The organism is Gillisia hiemivivida (genome assembly GCF_007997295.1).
In the GTDB taxonomy this organism is placed as follows: Bacteria; Bacteroidota; Bacteroidia; order Flavobacteriales; family Flavobacteriaceae; genus Gillisia; species Gillisia hiemivivida.
On record NZ_VORY01000027.1, the window covers coordinates 1 to 16037 of the forward strand.

General features: G+C 35.9%; 14 protein-coding genes. 12 read left to right on the top strand and 2 right to left on the bottom strand.

The genetic code is table 11. The annotated features are described in order from the left end of the window. Positions 1-798: 798 nt before the first annotated feature. Together yihA and ES724_RS14995 are read right to left on the bottom strand one after the other, a co-directional pair. Positions 799-1404 carry a ribosome biogenesis GTP-binding protein YihA/YsxC gene (yihA, locus tag ES724_RS14990; protein WP_146934426.1) on the bottom strand — a complete coding sequence of 202 codons (606 nt, stop codon included), beginning with the start codon at positions 1402-1404 and terminating at the stop codon, positions 799-801. A 10-nt stretch (positions 1405-1414) separates the two neighbouring features. Then, the gene (locus ES724_RS14995) at positions 1415-2179 is read right to left on the bottom strand and encodes an alpha/beta fold hydrolase (protein WP_146934429.1); all 765 of its coding nucleotides are present in this window, start codon (positions 2177-2179) and stop codon (positions 1415-1417) included. Positions 2180-2469: 290 nt separating this feature from the next. Between ES724_RS14995 and mraZ the strand changes: the two genes are divergently transcribed. Genes mraZ through ftsA form a run of 12 tightly spaced genes read left to right on the top strand, consistent with a single transcriptional unit; the run spans position 2470 to position 16036 of the window. Then, entirely contained in the window at positions 2470-2937 is a 468-nt protein-coding gene (mraZ, locus tag ES724_RS15000) for a division/cell wall cluster transcriptional repressor MraZ (protein WP_146934432.1), read from the top strand. Next, positions 2924-3820 (top strand): 16S rRNA (cytosine(1402)-N(4))-methyltransferase RsmH, encoded by an 897-nt coding sequence (rsmH, locus tag ES724_RS15005; RefSeq protein WP_146934497.1) that lies wholly within the window; start codon positions 2924-2926, stop codon positions 3818-3820. The genes mraZ and rsmH overlap by 14 nt, the downstream gene beginning before the upstream one ends. Positions 3821-3859: 39 nt before the next feature. Next, entirely contained in the window at positions 3860-4177 is a 318-nt protein-coding gene (locus ES724_RS15010) for an FtsL-like putative cell division protein (protein ID WP_146934435.1), read from the top strand. A gap of 8 nt (positions 4178-4185) precedes the next feature. Then, positions 4186-6192 (top strand): penicillin-binding protein, encoded by a 2007-nt coding sequence (locus ES724_RS15015; RefSeq protein ID WP_146934438.1) that lies wholly within the window; start codon positions 4186-4188, stop codon positions 6190-6192. Beyond that, positions 6189-7652, top strand: coding sequence for a UDP-N-acetylmuramoyl-L-alanyl-D-glutamate--2,6-diaminopimelate ligase (locus ES724_RS15020; protein ID WP_146934441.1), 1464 nt, complete (start codon positions 6189-6191; stop codon positions 7650-7652). The genes ES724_RS15015 and ES724_RS15020 overlap by 4 nt, the downstream gene beginning before the upstream one ends. A 38-nt stretch (positions 7653-7690) precedes the next feature. Then, a complete protein-coding gene (mraY, locus tag ES724_RS15025; RefSeq protein WP_146934444.1) occupies positions 7691-8926 on the top strand; it encodes a phospho-N-acetylmuramoyl-pentapeptide-transferase in 1236 nt (411 codons plus the stop codon). A gap of 18 nt (positions 8927-8944) precedes the next feature. Continuing rightward, positions 8945-10288, top strand: coding sequence for a UDP-N-acetylmuramoyl-L-alanine--D-glutamate ligase (gene murD, locus ES724_RS15030; protein WP_146934447.1), 1344 nt, complete (start codon positions 8945-8947; stop codon positions 10286-10288). A 23-nt stretch (positions 10289-10311) separates the two neighbouring features. Continuing rightward, on the top strand, positions 10312-11523 hold the full coding sequence (locus ES724_RS15035; RefSeq protein ID WP_026839565.1) for an FtsW/RodA/SpoVE family cell cycle protein: 1212 nt from the start codon (positions 10312-10314) through the stop codon (positions 11521-11523). After that, positions 11520-12623: an undecaprenyldiphospho-muramoylpentapeptide beta-N-acetylglucosaminyltransferase gene (gene murG / locus ES724_RS15040; RefSeq protein ID WP_146934450.1), complete on the top strand. Its 1104-nt coding sequence runs from the start codon at positions 11520-11522 to the stop codon at positions 12621-12623. The genes ES724_RS15035 and murG overlap by 4 nt, the downstream gene beginning before the upstream one ends. 4 nt (positions 12624-12627) lie before the next feature. Beyond that, positions 12628-13983 carry a UDP-N-acetylmuramate--L-alanine ligase gene (gene murC / locus ES724_RS15045; RefSeq protein WP_146934453.1) on the top strand — a complete coding sequence of 452 codons (1356 nt, stop codon included), beginning with the start codon at positions 12628-12630 and terminating at the stop codon, positions 13981-13983. Continuing rightward, positions 13973-14689: a cell division protein FtsQ/DivIB gene (locus ES724_RS15050; RefSeq protein WP_146934456.1), complete on the top strand. Its 717-nt coding sequence runs from the start codon at positions 13973-13975 to the stop codon at positions 14687-14689. The genes murC and ES724_RS15050 overlap by 11 nt, the downstream gene beginning before the upstream one ends. A 3-nt stretch (positions 14690-14692) precedes the next feature. Further along, complete coding sequence (ftsA, locus tag ES724_RS15055; protein ID WP_146934458.1) at positions 14693-16036, top strand: cell division protein FtsA; 1344 nt, start codon at positions 14693-14695, stop codon at positions 16034-16036. Position 16037: the final 1 nt, after the last annotated feature.

Consider the following 16037-nt stretch of genomic DNA (forward strand, 5'->3'; position numbering starts at 1 on the left):
CAAAATAGGTTACAAGCACTTCAGGAAGTAATAAATTAGCTATCGCTAATAACTTGTCTGAGGACATAGAAATTTTAAAGCAAAGTTCTCCTATTTTTAGTTACTCCACAACTTTTTGTGTTGAGCCTATAATTTAGTGAGTTTATATCCAAAGAATTTTATAGGATCAAATTCAAAACTTGTTGGATTTCCGGATTAGGCAAAAATTATTATCCTAAATCATTGTCGTCCGACAAAAGATATAAGATCGCTGCGCTGCTAGATTCAAGACGTAATACTTTATTCCAACTAATTGAAAATCACTATTTTAATATGTATAAATTTTCAAAAAAGAAAAAATAATTCTGTGTTCCAATAGCAAGCTCCTAAACTTTGAAAACAGTCCTAATCCAGGTTAATTCTAGCCTCACCGAAATCCTGAATTTTTTTACCGGACAATACTAATCCTAAATAGGAAAAATCCACATTCCAAACTCCTTTAAACTGTGCTCTAAAAGTTTTAGAATTTTATTGTTAATAATCAACTGTCTTTATTGAATAAGCCCTGCAAGGGTTTGGAACCCTTGCAGGGTTGGTGTCAATTCAACTTAGTTGTAGTCGTAGGAAATTTTAAAATCAGAATTGGAAAAAGAATTAAACAAGTGAGAAAGAAGGCTTTTGAAAATGATCAATCTACCTTTGTGAATATTAAAACTCGAGAATTAGACTAATAACAATAAACCGAGGTGCTACAAATCTCATTACAGCAAAAAAAACCAATCAGAAGATAGATCCTGAAGATAAAAATACCTTTTCGACTTAATTGGAAATAAACTGAGTATTTAGGTCTTCAATATATTTCAGCACTTCTTCTCTTCCAAGATCACTTGTAGAGCTAGTGATAAAATGCACAGGCATCTCTTCCCAGATTTCCAACATCTTTTCCTTATAAGTTTCTACGTTTCTTGTTAAGGCATTTGGCTTAAGCTTGTCGGCTTTGGTGAAGATAATACAGAAAGGAATTCCGTGTTCTCCTAGCCATTGCATAAATTCAAGATCTATAGGTTGAGGATTGTGCCTGCTATCAATAAGAACAAAAGCACAAAGCATTTGTTCTCTTTGCTCAAAATATTGAGTAATAAATTTCTGGAAGGTCTTTTTGATGGATTTAGAAACTCGTGCATATCCATAACCAGGTAGATCTACTAAATGCCAGTCTTTATTGATTAAAAAATGGTTGATTAGCTGAGTTTTTCCTGGTCTTCCAGATGTTTTTGCAAGACTTTTTCTGGCAGTAAGCATATTAATGAGCGAAGATTTCCCCACATTACTCCTACCAATAAATGCATATTCCGGCAATTTACTGTTTGGACATTTTGCAACATCACTGTTGCTTACTACAAATTCAGAAGATTTTATTATCATTATTTAAATCTTAGAAAGATCTCTTTTGAAGCCATTCAAACAATAGCTCATTAAAAGTGTCTGGATGTTCCATCATCGCTGCATGCCCACATTCATCTATCCAATAAAGGTCAGAATCTGGAAGCAACTTGTTAAAGTCTATTGCAACATCTGGAGGAGTTACGTTGTCATTTCTACCCCAAATAATACAGGTTGGCGTTTGCATTTTTGGAAGATCCTTGGCCATATTATGGCGAATCGCGCTTTTAGCAATTGCTAATGTTTTTACCAGTTTGTTTCTGTCGCCAACAGTATAATATACTTCGTCTACAATTTCTTTAGTGGCAACTTCAGGATCATAGAAAACGTTTTGCGCTTTCTTTTTGATAAATTCATAATCCCCACGTCTAGGATAACTTTCACCCATTGCATTTTCATAAAGACCAGAACTTCCAGTAATAACTAAACCTTTTACTAATTCAGGATACATCTTTGTGCAAAGAAGGGCGATATGACCACCTAGAGAATTCCCAAGAAGGATTACTTCAGAATACCCCTTGAATTCAATAAAATCTTTAAGATATTTAGCAAAGGTTCCTACACTTGTCTTTAATAGAGACATATTGTAAAGAGGTAATTCAGGAATTAGAATCTTATAGCCTCTTTCCGGAAAATAATTCACAACGCCACCAAAATTACTAAGGCCACCCATGAGTCCGTGTAAAATTACTATTGGTGTTCCTTCCCCTTTTTCTAGGTAAGTAAATTTTCCTTCTTGCTGTAAATCGTGTTCCATGAATGCCATTTGCAATTAGCAATCGCAAATATAGCGATTTCAGTACAAGTATAATCATTTTTACTTAATACACAGCTTTATTGCACAATGCTTTTGTGCTATAAAACACAAATTTTTCCTACTAAAATTTGCCTAAAATCTGATGAAAAAACCAAGAGTCTGAAACATAATGAACTAGCTCTATTTAGAAGTGTTTCAGCATAATAGGTGGAAAAACTTATCAACAAAGTGGTAGAAAGTGGTAAAATGTGGTAATAATTTCAATATATTTGACTCTATAAAGTTATTGAGTGGTAAATCTAATTGGAACATATGAATGTAAAGTAGACGCTAAAGGGCGTCTTATGGTTCCGGCAGCTTTAAAAAAGCAGCTGACACCGGTTTTGCAGGAAGGTTTTGTTCTTAAAAGATCTGTTTTCCAACCTTGTTTGGAATTATATCCGATGGAGGAATGGAATGAAATGATGAAAAAGATCAATGGTTTAAACCGATTCAAGAAGAAGAATAATGACTTTATACGAAGATTTACAGCTGGTGTTAAAACTGTGGAAGTAGATGCAAATGGACGTTTATTGATCCCTAAAGATCTTTTTGGTTTTGCCGAAATGGATAAAGAGATCGTTCTTTCTTCTGCAATTAACATTATTGAGATCTGGGATAAAGATAAATATGAAAACACCATAGGTGCTGATGCCGAAGATTTTGCAGATCTGGCTGAAGAAGTTATGGGTAACGATGAATTTAATGGAATATCATAATCCTGTCTTACTAAAAGAATCTGTGGATGGTTTAAATATTAAGCCAGACGGAGTATATGTAGATGTGACTTTTGGTGGTGGCGGTCATTCCCAGGAGATATTGAGTAGGCTTGGGGAAAAAGGAAAATTATTTGGTTTTGATCAAGATGAAGATGCTTTAGAGAATGCTATAGATGATCCTCGCTTTACGTTGATAAATGAGAATTTTAGATTCATAAAGCGCTTTTTGAGATTCCACGGAATTAAAAAAGTAGATGGAATTCTTGGAGATTTTGGCGTTTCATCTCATCAGTTCAATGTTGCAGAGCGTGGTTTTTCAACCAGATTCGAGGCAAAGCTGGATATGAGGATGAGTCAGAAAAGCAGTTTGAGCGCTTTTGAAGTGATCAACGATTACGATCATGGACAGCTTAAAAAATTATTCTTTGAATATGCCGATCTAAGAAATGCTTCAAAAATAGCTGCAGAAATAATTAAAGCTAGAGAAGTTGCTCCAATTGAGAGCGGCGATCAATTAAAAGAAGTATTGAAACCTTTCCTGTTTAAGGAAAAGGAGCATAAAATATTAGCTCAGATCTATCAGGCAATTCGCATAGAGGTAAATCAAGAGATAGAAGTTCTTAAGGAATTTTTATTACAAACCGAGGAGTTGTTAGATAAAGGTGGGAGAGTAAGTCTTATTTCCTATCACTCTTTAGAAGATAGATTGGTAAAACGATATATAAGAAGTGGGCTTTTTGAAGGGGAGCCTGAAAAAGATTTTTACGGGAATATATCTGTTCCGTTCAAAAAAGTAAAAGGATTAATAGTTCCTTCTGCAGATGAGATCTATAAAAACAATAGGGCTCGAAGCGCAAAATTAAGAATAGCAGTAAAGTTATAATGCTGATTAATTTCAGAAGAAATTTATAGCAAGACAGGGATGAACAAGGGGATGTATAACATATTGAAAGCAAATTTCTTAATTAGCAATGATGCTGTTAAGAACTGGCGATTTATTGTGTTCTGTACACTACTTGCAATTATTATGATCGCCAGTTCACATAGTGCCGAACGCAAGGTTCATACTATAGCTAGGCTAAATACAGAAGTGCGGGAGATGCGTAGCGAATTTGTTGATATGCGTTCTGCCTTAATGAAACTTAAAATGGAATCTACCATTACCAATAAAATGGCTGCAAGAGGAGTAAAACCTTCGGAAACGCCACCTTATAAAATAAAAATTAATATAACAGACTAAGTAAACCTTTGGCAACTAACGAAAAGCACATATTAAACCGATTGTACTTTGTAGCGGGATGTATGTTCCTATTTGCGGTGGCGGTAGCTGTGCAGTTACTTAATATTCAGTTTGTAGAAGGAGATAAATATAAGCAGCTATCTGAAGAGAGAACTTTAAAGAATTTCACCATTCCAGCAAATCGTGGAAATTTATACGATGCTAATGGGAATTTATTGGCTACTTCCATACCTAACTACGATATACGATTTGATGCGGTTACGGTTTCCGATAAAAATTTTGAAGAAAATATAGCGCCTCTTTCTAAAGAGCTCTATAAAATGTTTGGTAAAAGTGCTGCCTATTGGTCACTAAAATTGCGAACAGCAAGAGTTAATAAGCAGCGTTATTTTTTGATCGCAAGAAACTTAGGCTATTCAGATTATATGAAAGTAAAAAGTTTCCCTCTTTTTAATCTTGGCACTTATAAAGGCGGAATGATTGTAGAGCAAAGAACTGTACGGGAGCATCCTCTAGGAGAAATGGCTGCGAGAACGGTTGGCTACGAACGAAAGGACAAGGATGGATATTATACAAGAGTAGGTTTGGAAGGAGCTTTTGGGCCATTTCTAGAAGGAACCGATGGGCATAGATTAAAACAAAAAATCGCTAAAGGGCAATGGAAACCTATAAGTGATAATAATGAAGTAGAGCCAAAAGACGGGTATGATGTAATTTCTACTATAGATGTAAATATTCAGGATATAGCGCATCATGCGTTATTGGCTCAGTTAGAGAAATACGAAGCAGATCATGGAACCGTGGTGGTTATGGAAACCAAAACAGGTGAGATCAAAGCGATCTCGAATCTTGGAAGAACATCTGCAGGCACCTATTTTGAAAAGTTGAACTATGCTGTTGGAGAAACACATGAGCCGGGTTCTACATTTAAATTAATGGCATTGGTTGTTGCTTTAGAAGATAAGGTGATAGATACCAGTACGATTGTAGACACCGAAAATGGGGTTATGAGTGTGCGTGGTTATAAGGTAAGAGATTCTCATCGTGGAGGATATGGTAAAATATCTGCGGCTAAAGCTTTTGAGGTTTCTTCGAATGTTGGTGTGGTAAAACTTATTTACGAAAACTACAAGGACAATCCACAAAAATTTATTGATGGATTAAATAGAATGCACTTAAATGAAAAATTAGGGATTTCTATAAAAGGAGAAGGAGAGCCATATATTCCGAAACCAGGTGATAAAAAATGGTCTGGTCTTTCTTTGCCTTGGATGGCGTATGGATATGGGAGTATTCAAATAACGCCTCTGCAAACCTTAGCTTTTTATAATGCGATTGCTAATAATGGTGTTTTGGTAAAGCCTCGTTTTATAAAGGAAATACGAGAATGGGATAAGGTGATCGAGAAAAATGAATTAACAATATTAGATCCTTCGATCTGTTCTCAAGAAACGGTAAATAAGGTAAAAGCAATGATGGAGAATGTAGTGGTGCGAGGTACCGCTAAAAGTTTATACTCTCCTAATTTCTCTATGGCCGGTAAAACAGGGACTGCACAAACCGAATACTGGATGGACGGCTGGAATTCCAATCCTAGATATATTTCTTCTTTTGTAGGCTATTTTCCTGCTGATAATCCAAAATACACAAGCATAGTTGTAATACATAAGCCTAATAGTAAAATTGGTATTTACGGTGCAGATGTTAGCGGTCCTGTATTTAAAAGAATTGCTCAAAAAATATATACTGATACTCCTATTGAAGATGAATTGGAATCATTGAATATCGAAAATGATAAGATCTCAGTAGACTTTGAAAAATATTATGCAGCAGCGCAAAGCACTAACAAATTAATGCCAAATGTTGTTGGAATGCCTGCAATGGATGCTCTTTCACTATTAGAGAATTTGGGCTTATCAGTTAGAATAAATGGAGAGGGAAAGGTTAAAAATCAATCCATCCCTGCAGGACAAAAAATTAAAAATAATCAACAAGTAGCACTTAGTTTAAGTTGAAGATATTAAAAGACATATTATATAAAGTTCCTATGGAAGCCGTAATTGGCAACACTGGGTTAACTGTTAGTTCCATTCATTTTGATTCTAGAAAAGTAGAATTTAATGATGTGTTTGTTGCTGTAAAGGGAACTGTTTCAGATGGGCATCAATTTATAACTACCGCAGTTAATCAAGGAGCATTAGCTGTGATATGTCAGGAAATGCCGAAGCAAATTGTAAATGGAGTTACTTATGTGCAGGTTGCAAATTCTCAAAGAGCCTTGGCTATTATGGCGGCTAATTATTACGATTCGCCTTCAGAAAATTTAAAATTAGTAGGAGTTACAGGTACTAACGGTAAAACAACAGTTGCTACCTTATTATATCATTTGTTCAGCAAAGCAGGCTTTAAAGTTGGATTGCTTTCTACTGTGAATATCATGGTGGGAGAAAAAACCTATGCTGCGTCTCATACAACTCCAGATTCATTAACTATTAATTCATATTTGAAATTAATGAATGACGAAGGGGTAGAATATTGCTTTATGGAAGTGAGTTCTCACGGGATTGCGCAGGATAGAACTACCGGTCTAAAGTTTGCTGGCGGAATTTTCACAAATCTGTCACATGATCATTTAGATTATCATAAAACATTCGCAGAATATCGAGATGTAAAAAAACTGTTTTTCGATCAGTTACCTGCATCAGCTTTTGCTTTGATAAATGCAGATGATAAAAATGGAGCTGTAATGCTTCAGAATACAAAAGCTGAAAAGCAAACCTATGCATTAAAAACCTATGCAGATTTTAATGCAAAGATCTTAGAAAATCAATTTAGCGGATTGTTGTTGAAGATAAATGGAGATGAAGTTTGGTCCAAGTTGATTGGAAATTTTAATGCTTACAACATTCTTGCAATCTATGCAGCTGGAAGTTTATTAGGATTAGAAAAGCTGGAAAACTTAAGACTTATAAGTGAATTGAATTCTGTGAGTGGTAGATTTCAGTATGTAGTTTCCGATAAAAAGATTACCGCCATTGTGGATTATGCACATACTCCAGATGCATTAAAAAATGTATTGGAAACGATTAATGCTATTCGCACAAAGAACGAAGAGTTGATCACAGTTGTTGGCTGCGGAGGAGATCGTGACAAAACAAAAAGGCCAAAAATGGGAAATATCGCTGCGGCGTTAAGTAGCAAAGTTATTTTCACCAGTGATAATCCAAGAACCGAAGATCCTGAAGAAATATTGAAAGATGTAGAAGCAGGCGTAGACGCGTTGGATTTTAAGAAAACAATGACGGTGGTAAATAGAAATCAGGCAATTAAGACCGCTTGTCAATTAGCAAATCCAAATGACATTATTCTAATTGCAGGAAAGGGTCATGAAACTTATCAAGAAGTAAATGGCGTACGATCTGATTTTGATGATTATAAAATTGTAAACGAATATTTGAGCCAACTAGAAAAATAGTAATTCTCTGTTATTAGCAAGGGATTAGAAGAAAAGATATGTTATACTATTTGTTTGATTTTTTAGATAAGCAGTACCAGATTCCTGGTGCAGGTCTGTTTGAATTTATTTCATTCCGGTCGGCAATGGCTATTATTTTGTCATTAGCGATATCTACCATCTATGGGAAAAAGATCATCAATTATCTTTTGAAAAAACAAGTAGGAGAAAGTGTTCGGGATCTTGGTTTAAAAGGGCAGAGCGAAAAAGCGGGTACTCCAACTATGGGAGGATTAATTATAATTATCTCCACGCTTATTCCGGTATTGTTATTTGCAAAGTTAAATAACATCTACGTTATTTTACTGATTGTGACAACTCTTTGGATGGGGACTATTGGTTTTATAGACGATTATATAAAAACATTTAAAAAAGATAAAGAAGGCTTAAAAGGGGTTTTCAAGGTACTAGGGCAAGTTGGCCTTGGGCTTATTGTTGGAGGGACTATGTATCTACATCCAGCAATTACAATTAAGGAAGATGTTAATGTCCCTGCCTTTAATATTGAACAAGTTGAAACCAACGAGCAGGAAATCACTTCTGGGGTTGAAGAGAAATCTACCACCACGACTATTCCGTTTGTAAAGAATAATGAATTCGATTATGCAAGTTTAATCAGTTGGATCAATCCATCATTAGTGAACTATGCTTGGTTAATTTTTATTCCGATTGTGATTTTCATAGTGACGGCCGTTTCCAATGGAGCCAATTTAACAGACGGAATAGATGGTCTTGCAGCGGGTTCTTCAGCAATTATTGTACTTACTCTGGGAATTTTTGCTTGGGTTTCTGGTAACATTATATTTTCAGACTATCTCAATATTATGTACATCCCACGATCTGGGGAGATGACCATATTTATAACCGCTTTTGCAGGTTCCTTAGTAGGATTCTTATGGTACAACACCTACCCAGCTCAGGTTTTTATGGGAGATACAGGAAGTTTAACAATTGGAGGGATTATCGCTGTAATTGCCATTGCAACCAGAAAAGAGTTGTTGATCCCGATTTTATGCGGAATATTTCTTTTAGAAAACCTTTCCGTAGTGCTGCAAGTTGGCTGGTTTAAGATCACTAAAAGAAAATATGGAGTAGGTCGAAGGATATTTCTAATGTCTCCCCTTCATCACCATTATCAGAAAAAAGGATTACATGAAAGCAAGATCGTAGTTCGGTTTTGGATCGTTGGAATTTTCCTTGCGATCGTAACCATTATTACTTTAAAAGTTAGATAAATAGATATTAAATACAATATGAGCAAAAACAAAAAAATAGCAATTCTTGGAGGTGGAGAAAGCGGTGTAGGTACTGCGATTCTTGCACTTAAGCAGGGCTATGATGTTTTTGTTTCAGACTTTGGAAAAATAAAAGATAAGTATAAAGCTGAACTTGAAAAACTAGGAGTTTCTTGGGAAGAAGCCGGGCATACCGAAGCTAAGATCATGGATGCTTCAGTAGTTATGAAAAGCCCGGGTATTCCAGATAACGCAGCTTTGGTTATAAAGATCAAGGAGCAGGGAATACCTGTGATTTCTGAAATTGAATTTGCTGCTGAATATACTTCAGCAAAAATAATAGGTATAACTGGTAGTAATGGGAAAACCACCATTACAAAATGGATCTATCATATTCTGAAGAATTCAGGATTGAATGTATCTATGGCTGGCAATGTAGGTGACAGCTTTGCAAAACAAGTCGCGGGTAATCCTGTAGATTATTTCGTATTGGAGCTGAGTAGTTTTCAGTTGGACGGAATAGTAGATTTTAGACCAGATATCGCAGTTCTTGCTAATATCACTCCAGATCATTTGGATAGATATAATTACAATTTAGATGAATATGTAGCATCAAAATTTCGAATCACCAAAAATCAGACTGAAGATGATTTCTTTATTTATGACGCTGATGACGAAATAATTTCAAAATGGCTTAAAGCCAATTCAGTAAAAGCTCAAATGATTCCTTTTTCACTTCAGAAGAAATTAGAAATGGGAGCATATTTAGAAGATAACAACATTAAAATAAACCTCAACAACACCCAATTTATTATGCCAAATTCCGCATTAGCACTAGAAGGTAAACACAATATTAAGAATGCCATGGCTGCCTCCACGGTTTCTCAATTATTAAGAATTAGAAAAGAGACCATTCGCGCAAGTATGGAGAATTTTCAAGGAGTAGAACACCGATTGGAAAAAGTACTTAAGATCAATAATGTAATGTACGTGAACGATTCTAAGGCTACAAATACCAATGCTACTTACTATGCTTTAGAAAGCATGGAAAGTGAAACGGTTTGGATCGTTGGAGGAGTAGACAAGGGAAATGTGTATTCAGAATTGTTGCCTTTGGTAAATGAAAAGGTAAAAGCAATTATTTGTTTAGGAGTGGATAATTCTAAGATATTTGAAGCTTTTGGAAATTGTGTAGACACCATTGTAGAAACAAATTCCATGAAAGAAGCTGTTGGAATGGCGTATAAGTTTGCTGAAAGAGGAAATACGGTTTTGCTTTCTCCTGCCTGCGCAAGTTTCGATCTATTCGAAAACTATGAGGATAGAGGGAGACAGTTCAAGGATTCTGTAAGAAATTTATAATAAATAATAAGAGATAAATCTGAATGAACAACTTGTTTTCAAATATAAAAGGTGATAAAGTTATTTGGGCTACCACCGCTTTGCTGGCGATATTTTCGTTTTTGCCGGTGTATAGCGCGAGTAGTAACCTAGCCTATTTATATGGAGATGGAAGTACAAGTAGCTATCTGGTGGTTCATTTTTTTCATCTTGTTTTAGGATTTTGTGTGTTGTTTGCTATACATAAAATACCTTATCATTATTTTAAAGGGCTTTCAATACTAATGTTACCGGTTGTGGTGGTATTATTAGTATACACAATTTTTCAGGGAACAACAATAGATGGGGCATATGCCAGTAGATGGATTCAGATTCCGGTGGTGGGAGTTACTTTTCAATCCTCTACACTAGCGGCGGTGGTTCTAATGATCTATGTTGCAAGATATCTTTCTAGAATCACTGAAAAGGACGTGACTTTTAAGGAGACTATTCTTCCGTTATGGATGCCGGTGTTTGTGGTTCTAGCTCTTATTTTACCAGCTAACTTTTCTACCACAGCAATCATTTTTACAATGGTGATCATGTTGGTTTACCTTGGTGGTTATCCCTTAAAATATTTAGGAATCATAGTAGGAGCAGGTTTATTATTGCTTACTATGTTCATATTAACAGCAAAAGCATTTCCAGGATTATTACCAAACAGGGTAGATACCTGGGCAAGTAGAATAGAGAATTTTACTAATGATGAGGATACAGAGGCAGATTATCAAATAGAGAGAGCAAAGATTGCAATTGCCACAGGGGGCATTGCAGGTGAGGGAATTGGGAAAAGTATCCAAAGGAACTTTTTACCTCAGTCCTCTTCAGATTTTATCTATGCCATTATAGTTGAAGAAATGGGATTAATTGGCGGCTTTGGAGTGATGGCGGCTTATTTATTGCTGTTGTTCAGAATAGTGATTGTGGCAACAAAGGCCAATACAATTTTCGGGATGCTATTGGTTATTGGGGTTGGATTGCCTATTGTCTTCCAAGCCATGGTAAACATGGCGGTTGCGGTAGAATTATTCCCAGTAACAGGACAAACATTGCCTCTTGTAAGTAGTGGAGGGACATCTATTTGGATGACTTGCCTTGCATTGGGGATTGTGTTGAGCGTAAGTGCTAAAAGGGAAGAAGAGATAAAATTATCTGAAGAATCTGATAGAGAAAGAGAAGAAGAAAATCCTTTGGACATTTTAAGCGAAGCGATATGAAGAAGCAATTAAAAGTAATAATATCTGGAGGAGGAACAGGAGGACATATTTATCCTGCGATCTCTATTGCAGATGAAATTAAAAGACGTTATCCATCTGCTGAGATCCTTTTCGTGGGAGCAAAAGATAGAATGGAAATGGATAAAGTACCGCAAGCTGGTTATAAAATTGAAGGACTTTGGATTTCTGGAATCGATAGAAGTTTAACCAAAAGGAATTTAAGCTTTCCGTTTAAGGTAATTAGTAGCCTTTGGGCGTCTAGAAAGATCCTCAAAAAATTTAAACCAGATGTGGTTATTGGGACTGGTGGTTTTGCAAGTGGGCCTTTACTTAAAGTGGCAAATATCATGAATATTCCCACTTTAATTCAGGAGCAGAATTCCTATCCGGGAATCACGAATAGATTGCTAGGTAAAAAAGCAGATGCTATTTGTACTGCGTATGATAATCTGGAAGGTTATTTTCCATTAGAAAAAACAATTAAAACAGGGAATCCTGTAAGACAGGATATTCTGAATATTAAAGATAAGAGAGAAGAAGCACAGTTGTTCTTTAAGTTGAAAAAGGACCGGAAAACATTATTGGTTTTAGGAGGCAGTTTAGGAGCAAGAAGAATAAACCAGTTAATGGAAGCCTTTGTAGCTTTTTTTGAAAAAAAGAAGATCCAACTGATCTGGCAAACTGGTTCTTTGTATTACGAGGAGTATAAGAAATACGATAGCGAGTATGTGCAAACCCATGCTTATTTAAGTAGAATGGATCTCGCTTATGCTGCTGCCGATGTAATTGTTTCTCGTGCGGGGGCAATTAGTGTTTCAGAATTATGTATCGTTGGAAAACCGGTATTATTTATCCCGTCTCCCAATGTTGCTGAAAACCATCAGGCGAAAAATGCTTTGACGGTGGCAAATGAAGGAGCAGCCTATGTGTTGGATGAAAAGGATTTGGCGAAGGATTTTTCTGAAACTATTATGTTGATCTTAGAATCTGAAAAAGTGCAGAAAAATCTTTCAGAAAATATTAAAAAATTGGCTTTACCAGGAGCAACAGTTGCTATAGTAGATGCCATGGAAAAAATTATAAATACCCAGGAAGTATAAATTAATGGATCATTTTAAAAACATAGAAAATCTTTATTTTATCGGCATTGGCGGAATAGGAATGAGCGCGTTAGCGCGATATTTCAATTCTCTTGGCAAGCAAGTTGCCGGCTACGATAAAACTTCTACTGTTCTAACAAGAGCATTAGAAGAAGAAGGGATTCAGGTTTTTTATAAAGATGAAATTGAGGTGATTCCAGATAACTTCAGAAATACTGAAAACACTTTAATTGTTTATACTCCCGCAATTCCTAAGGATAGCAAGCAACATAATTATTTTATTCAGAAAGAATTTCAGCTTAAAAAGCGAGCAGTGGTTTTGGGAATGGTCACTCAAGGGGTATTCACCTTGGCAGTGGCAGGAACACATGGTAAAACTACTACAACTGCTATTTTAGGACATTTATTAAAGGAAACTGGCGCTAAAGTCACTGCTTTTCTTGGCGGGATAAGTGAAGATATCCAGAGTAACCTTATTCTTAAGGGGAATGAAGTGATGGTTGTGGAGGCAGATGAATTTGACAGATCATTTTTGAATTTATCTCCAAATATTGCCGCGATCACTTCCATGGATGCCGATCACTTAGATATTTACGGATCTCCAGAAAAATTAATTGAATCTTTTAATTATTTCGCAGCTTTAATACCGGAGAACGGTACTCTTTTTGTAAAGAATGGACTGCCACTTAAAGGTGGCACTATTGGAATTGAAGATAACGCAGATTATTCTGCTCAAAATATTACAGTAAAGAACGGAACTTATCATTTCGATCTGATCACCCCAACACAAATTATAGAAGGTTTAAGGTTTAGCCTCCCGGGCAAACACAATTTATTAAATGCTATAACTGCTCTGGCGATTGCCATTCATTATGGATCCCCAACCAATGAACTCGCCAGAGCATTATATAGTTTTAAAGGTGTAAACCGTCGATTTACGTACAGATTGAAAACTCCAGATCGTGTTTTAATAGACGATTATGCACATCATCCGGCAGAAATTGCCGCCGTGCATCAAGCTGTTAGAGAAATGCATCCCGGTAAAAAGGTGATAGCAGTTTTTCAGCCGCACTTATTTAGCCGAACTAAAGATTTCGCCGATGATTTTGCGGAAAGCTTAAGTAAGTTCGATGAGGTAAGATTATTAGATATTTATCCTGCGAGGGAACTCCCAATGGAAGGGGTTACTTCTGAATGGTTATTGCATAAAATTAAGAATCAGAACAAAAAGTTAATAGATAAAGATCAGATTATAAACGAGTTAAATCTTTCGGAAAGCCCTGTAATTGTAATGATGGGCGCAGGAGATATTGGAGAAGAAATCATTAAAGTTGAAAAATATTTTAAGAATGAAAATTAACTTCAACTACATAAAAGGCATTTTATTATTGGGCTTGATTGTCTTCTTTTATGGTTTTGCCGAAAAGAGAAATAATGATAGGAAATTGGAAAAAATTGAAGTACAATTTACCCAATCTGAAAACCTATATGTGTCCGAAGAATCGGTTAATAAATTGTTAATACAAAATAACATAGAGGTCTCAAGTATAGGTAAAGAAACTTTAGATTTGAATAGGGTAGAAGTTCTGTTGAACAAACACGAGATGATAGAAAATGCAGAAGTGTTTCTAAGCTTAGATGGAATTTTAAAAACCAAAATAAGTCAACGCCGCCCTATCGGTAGAGTTTTGGGGAATAATGGGTTTTATTTAGATAGATTAGGCAAAAAGATGCCGCTTTCTAAAAGTTATTCTGCCAGAGTTCCGGTTCTTGTTAATATGAAGGAAAAGGATATTGTAGATGCCTTTCCGATAGTAGATTATATTAACAATGACCAATTTTTGACTAAGCATATTACGTCTATCACTCTGTTGAATGGTGGATATTATCAAATAGAATTAAGACAAACAAATTTCAATATTTTCTTCGGAAAAGTGGAGCGAATAGATGAGAAATTCAACAATTTTAAAGCCTTCTATAAAAAAGGTCTTAAAGACGATTTATTAAATACTTACAAAATGGTGGATCTACAATTTGGAAATCAGGTTGTTTGCACTAAAAAATAAGGGATGGAACACAACGAAATTGCAGTAGGGCTGGATATTGGAACCACGAAGATCGTGGCCATGATTGGGCGGAAGAATGAGTACGGGAAAATGGAAATTATAGGGATTGGAAAATCTAAGAGTTTAGGTGTCCACCGTGGGGTTGTGAATAATATAACCCAAACTATTCAATCAATTCAACAAGCGATACAAGAAGCAGAAGCAGATTCAGGATTAAAAATAGAAGAAGTAGTAGTTGGAATTGCAGGACAACATATCCGCAGTTTACAACATAGTGATTATATCACCCGTCCTAATCCGGATGAGGTAATAGATAGCGACGATATTTATACACTTTGCAATCAGGTTCATAAACTGGTAATGTTACCGGGAGAAGAGATTATCCATGTCTTGCCACAGGAATTTAAAGTAGACGGGCAGGCAGAGATCAAGGAGCCAATAGGAATGTATGGAGGAAGATTAGAGGCTAATTTTCATGTAGTGGTTGGTCAGGTTTCTTCTATTAGAAATATTGGGCGTTGTGTGAAAAGCGCTGGTTTAGAACTTTCAGCAGTAACCTTAGAGCCCTTGGCATCTGCAAATGCAGTGTTGAGTCAGGAAGAAAAAGAAGCTGGAGTAGCACTTATCGATATAGGAGGTGGAACAACAGATCTTGCTATTTTTAAAGATGGAATTATTCGTCATACAGCGGTGATCCCATTTGGTGGAAATGTAATTACAGAGGATATTAAAGAAGGCTGTTCTATTATAGAAAAGCAGGCAGAATTATTAAAGATCAAGTTTGGATCGGCTTGGCCAGGAGAAAATAAGGATAACGAGATCGTTTCTATTCCGGGATTACGCGGAAGAGAACCAAAAGAGATCACCCTTAAAAACCTTTCTAAGATCATCCATGCGCGTGTAGTAGAAATTATAGAGCAAGTTTATCTTGAAATTAAGAACTACGGACACGGGGAGCAGAAGAAAAAATTAATTGCCGGAATGGTAATTACCGGTGGTGGTGCACAGTTGAAGCATTTAAAGCAACTGGCAGAATATATTACCGGAATGGATACCAGAATTGGGTATCCTAATGAGCATTTGGCAGGAGATAGTGATACAGAAACTACGAGTCCGCTTTACGCAACTGCAGTAGGTTTGGTATTGAATAGCTTAGAGCAAAAGAATGCTAAGTTTCAAAACCAGGCGGGTACGGTAGAACAAGAAGTAATGGTAGAAGAAGGAACACATTCCTTTAATACAGATGAAGAGGATGAACCTACTTCAGCAAATTCAAAAACAACTAAAAAGAGTGTTTTTGATAAATGGGCTGAAAAGTTCAAAGATTTTTTAGACAACGCAGAATAAG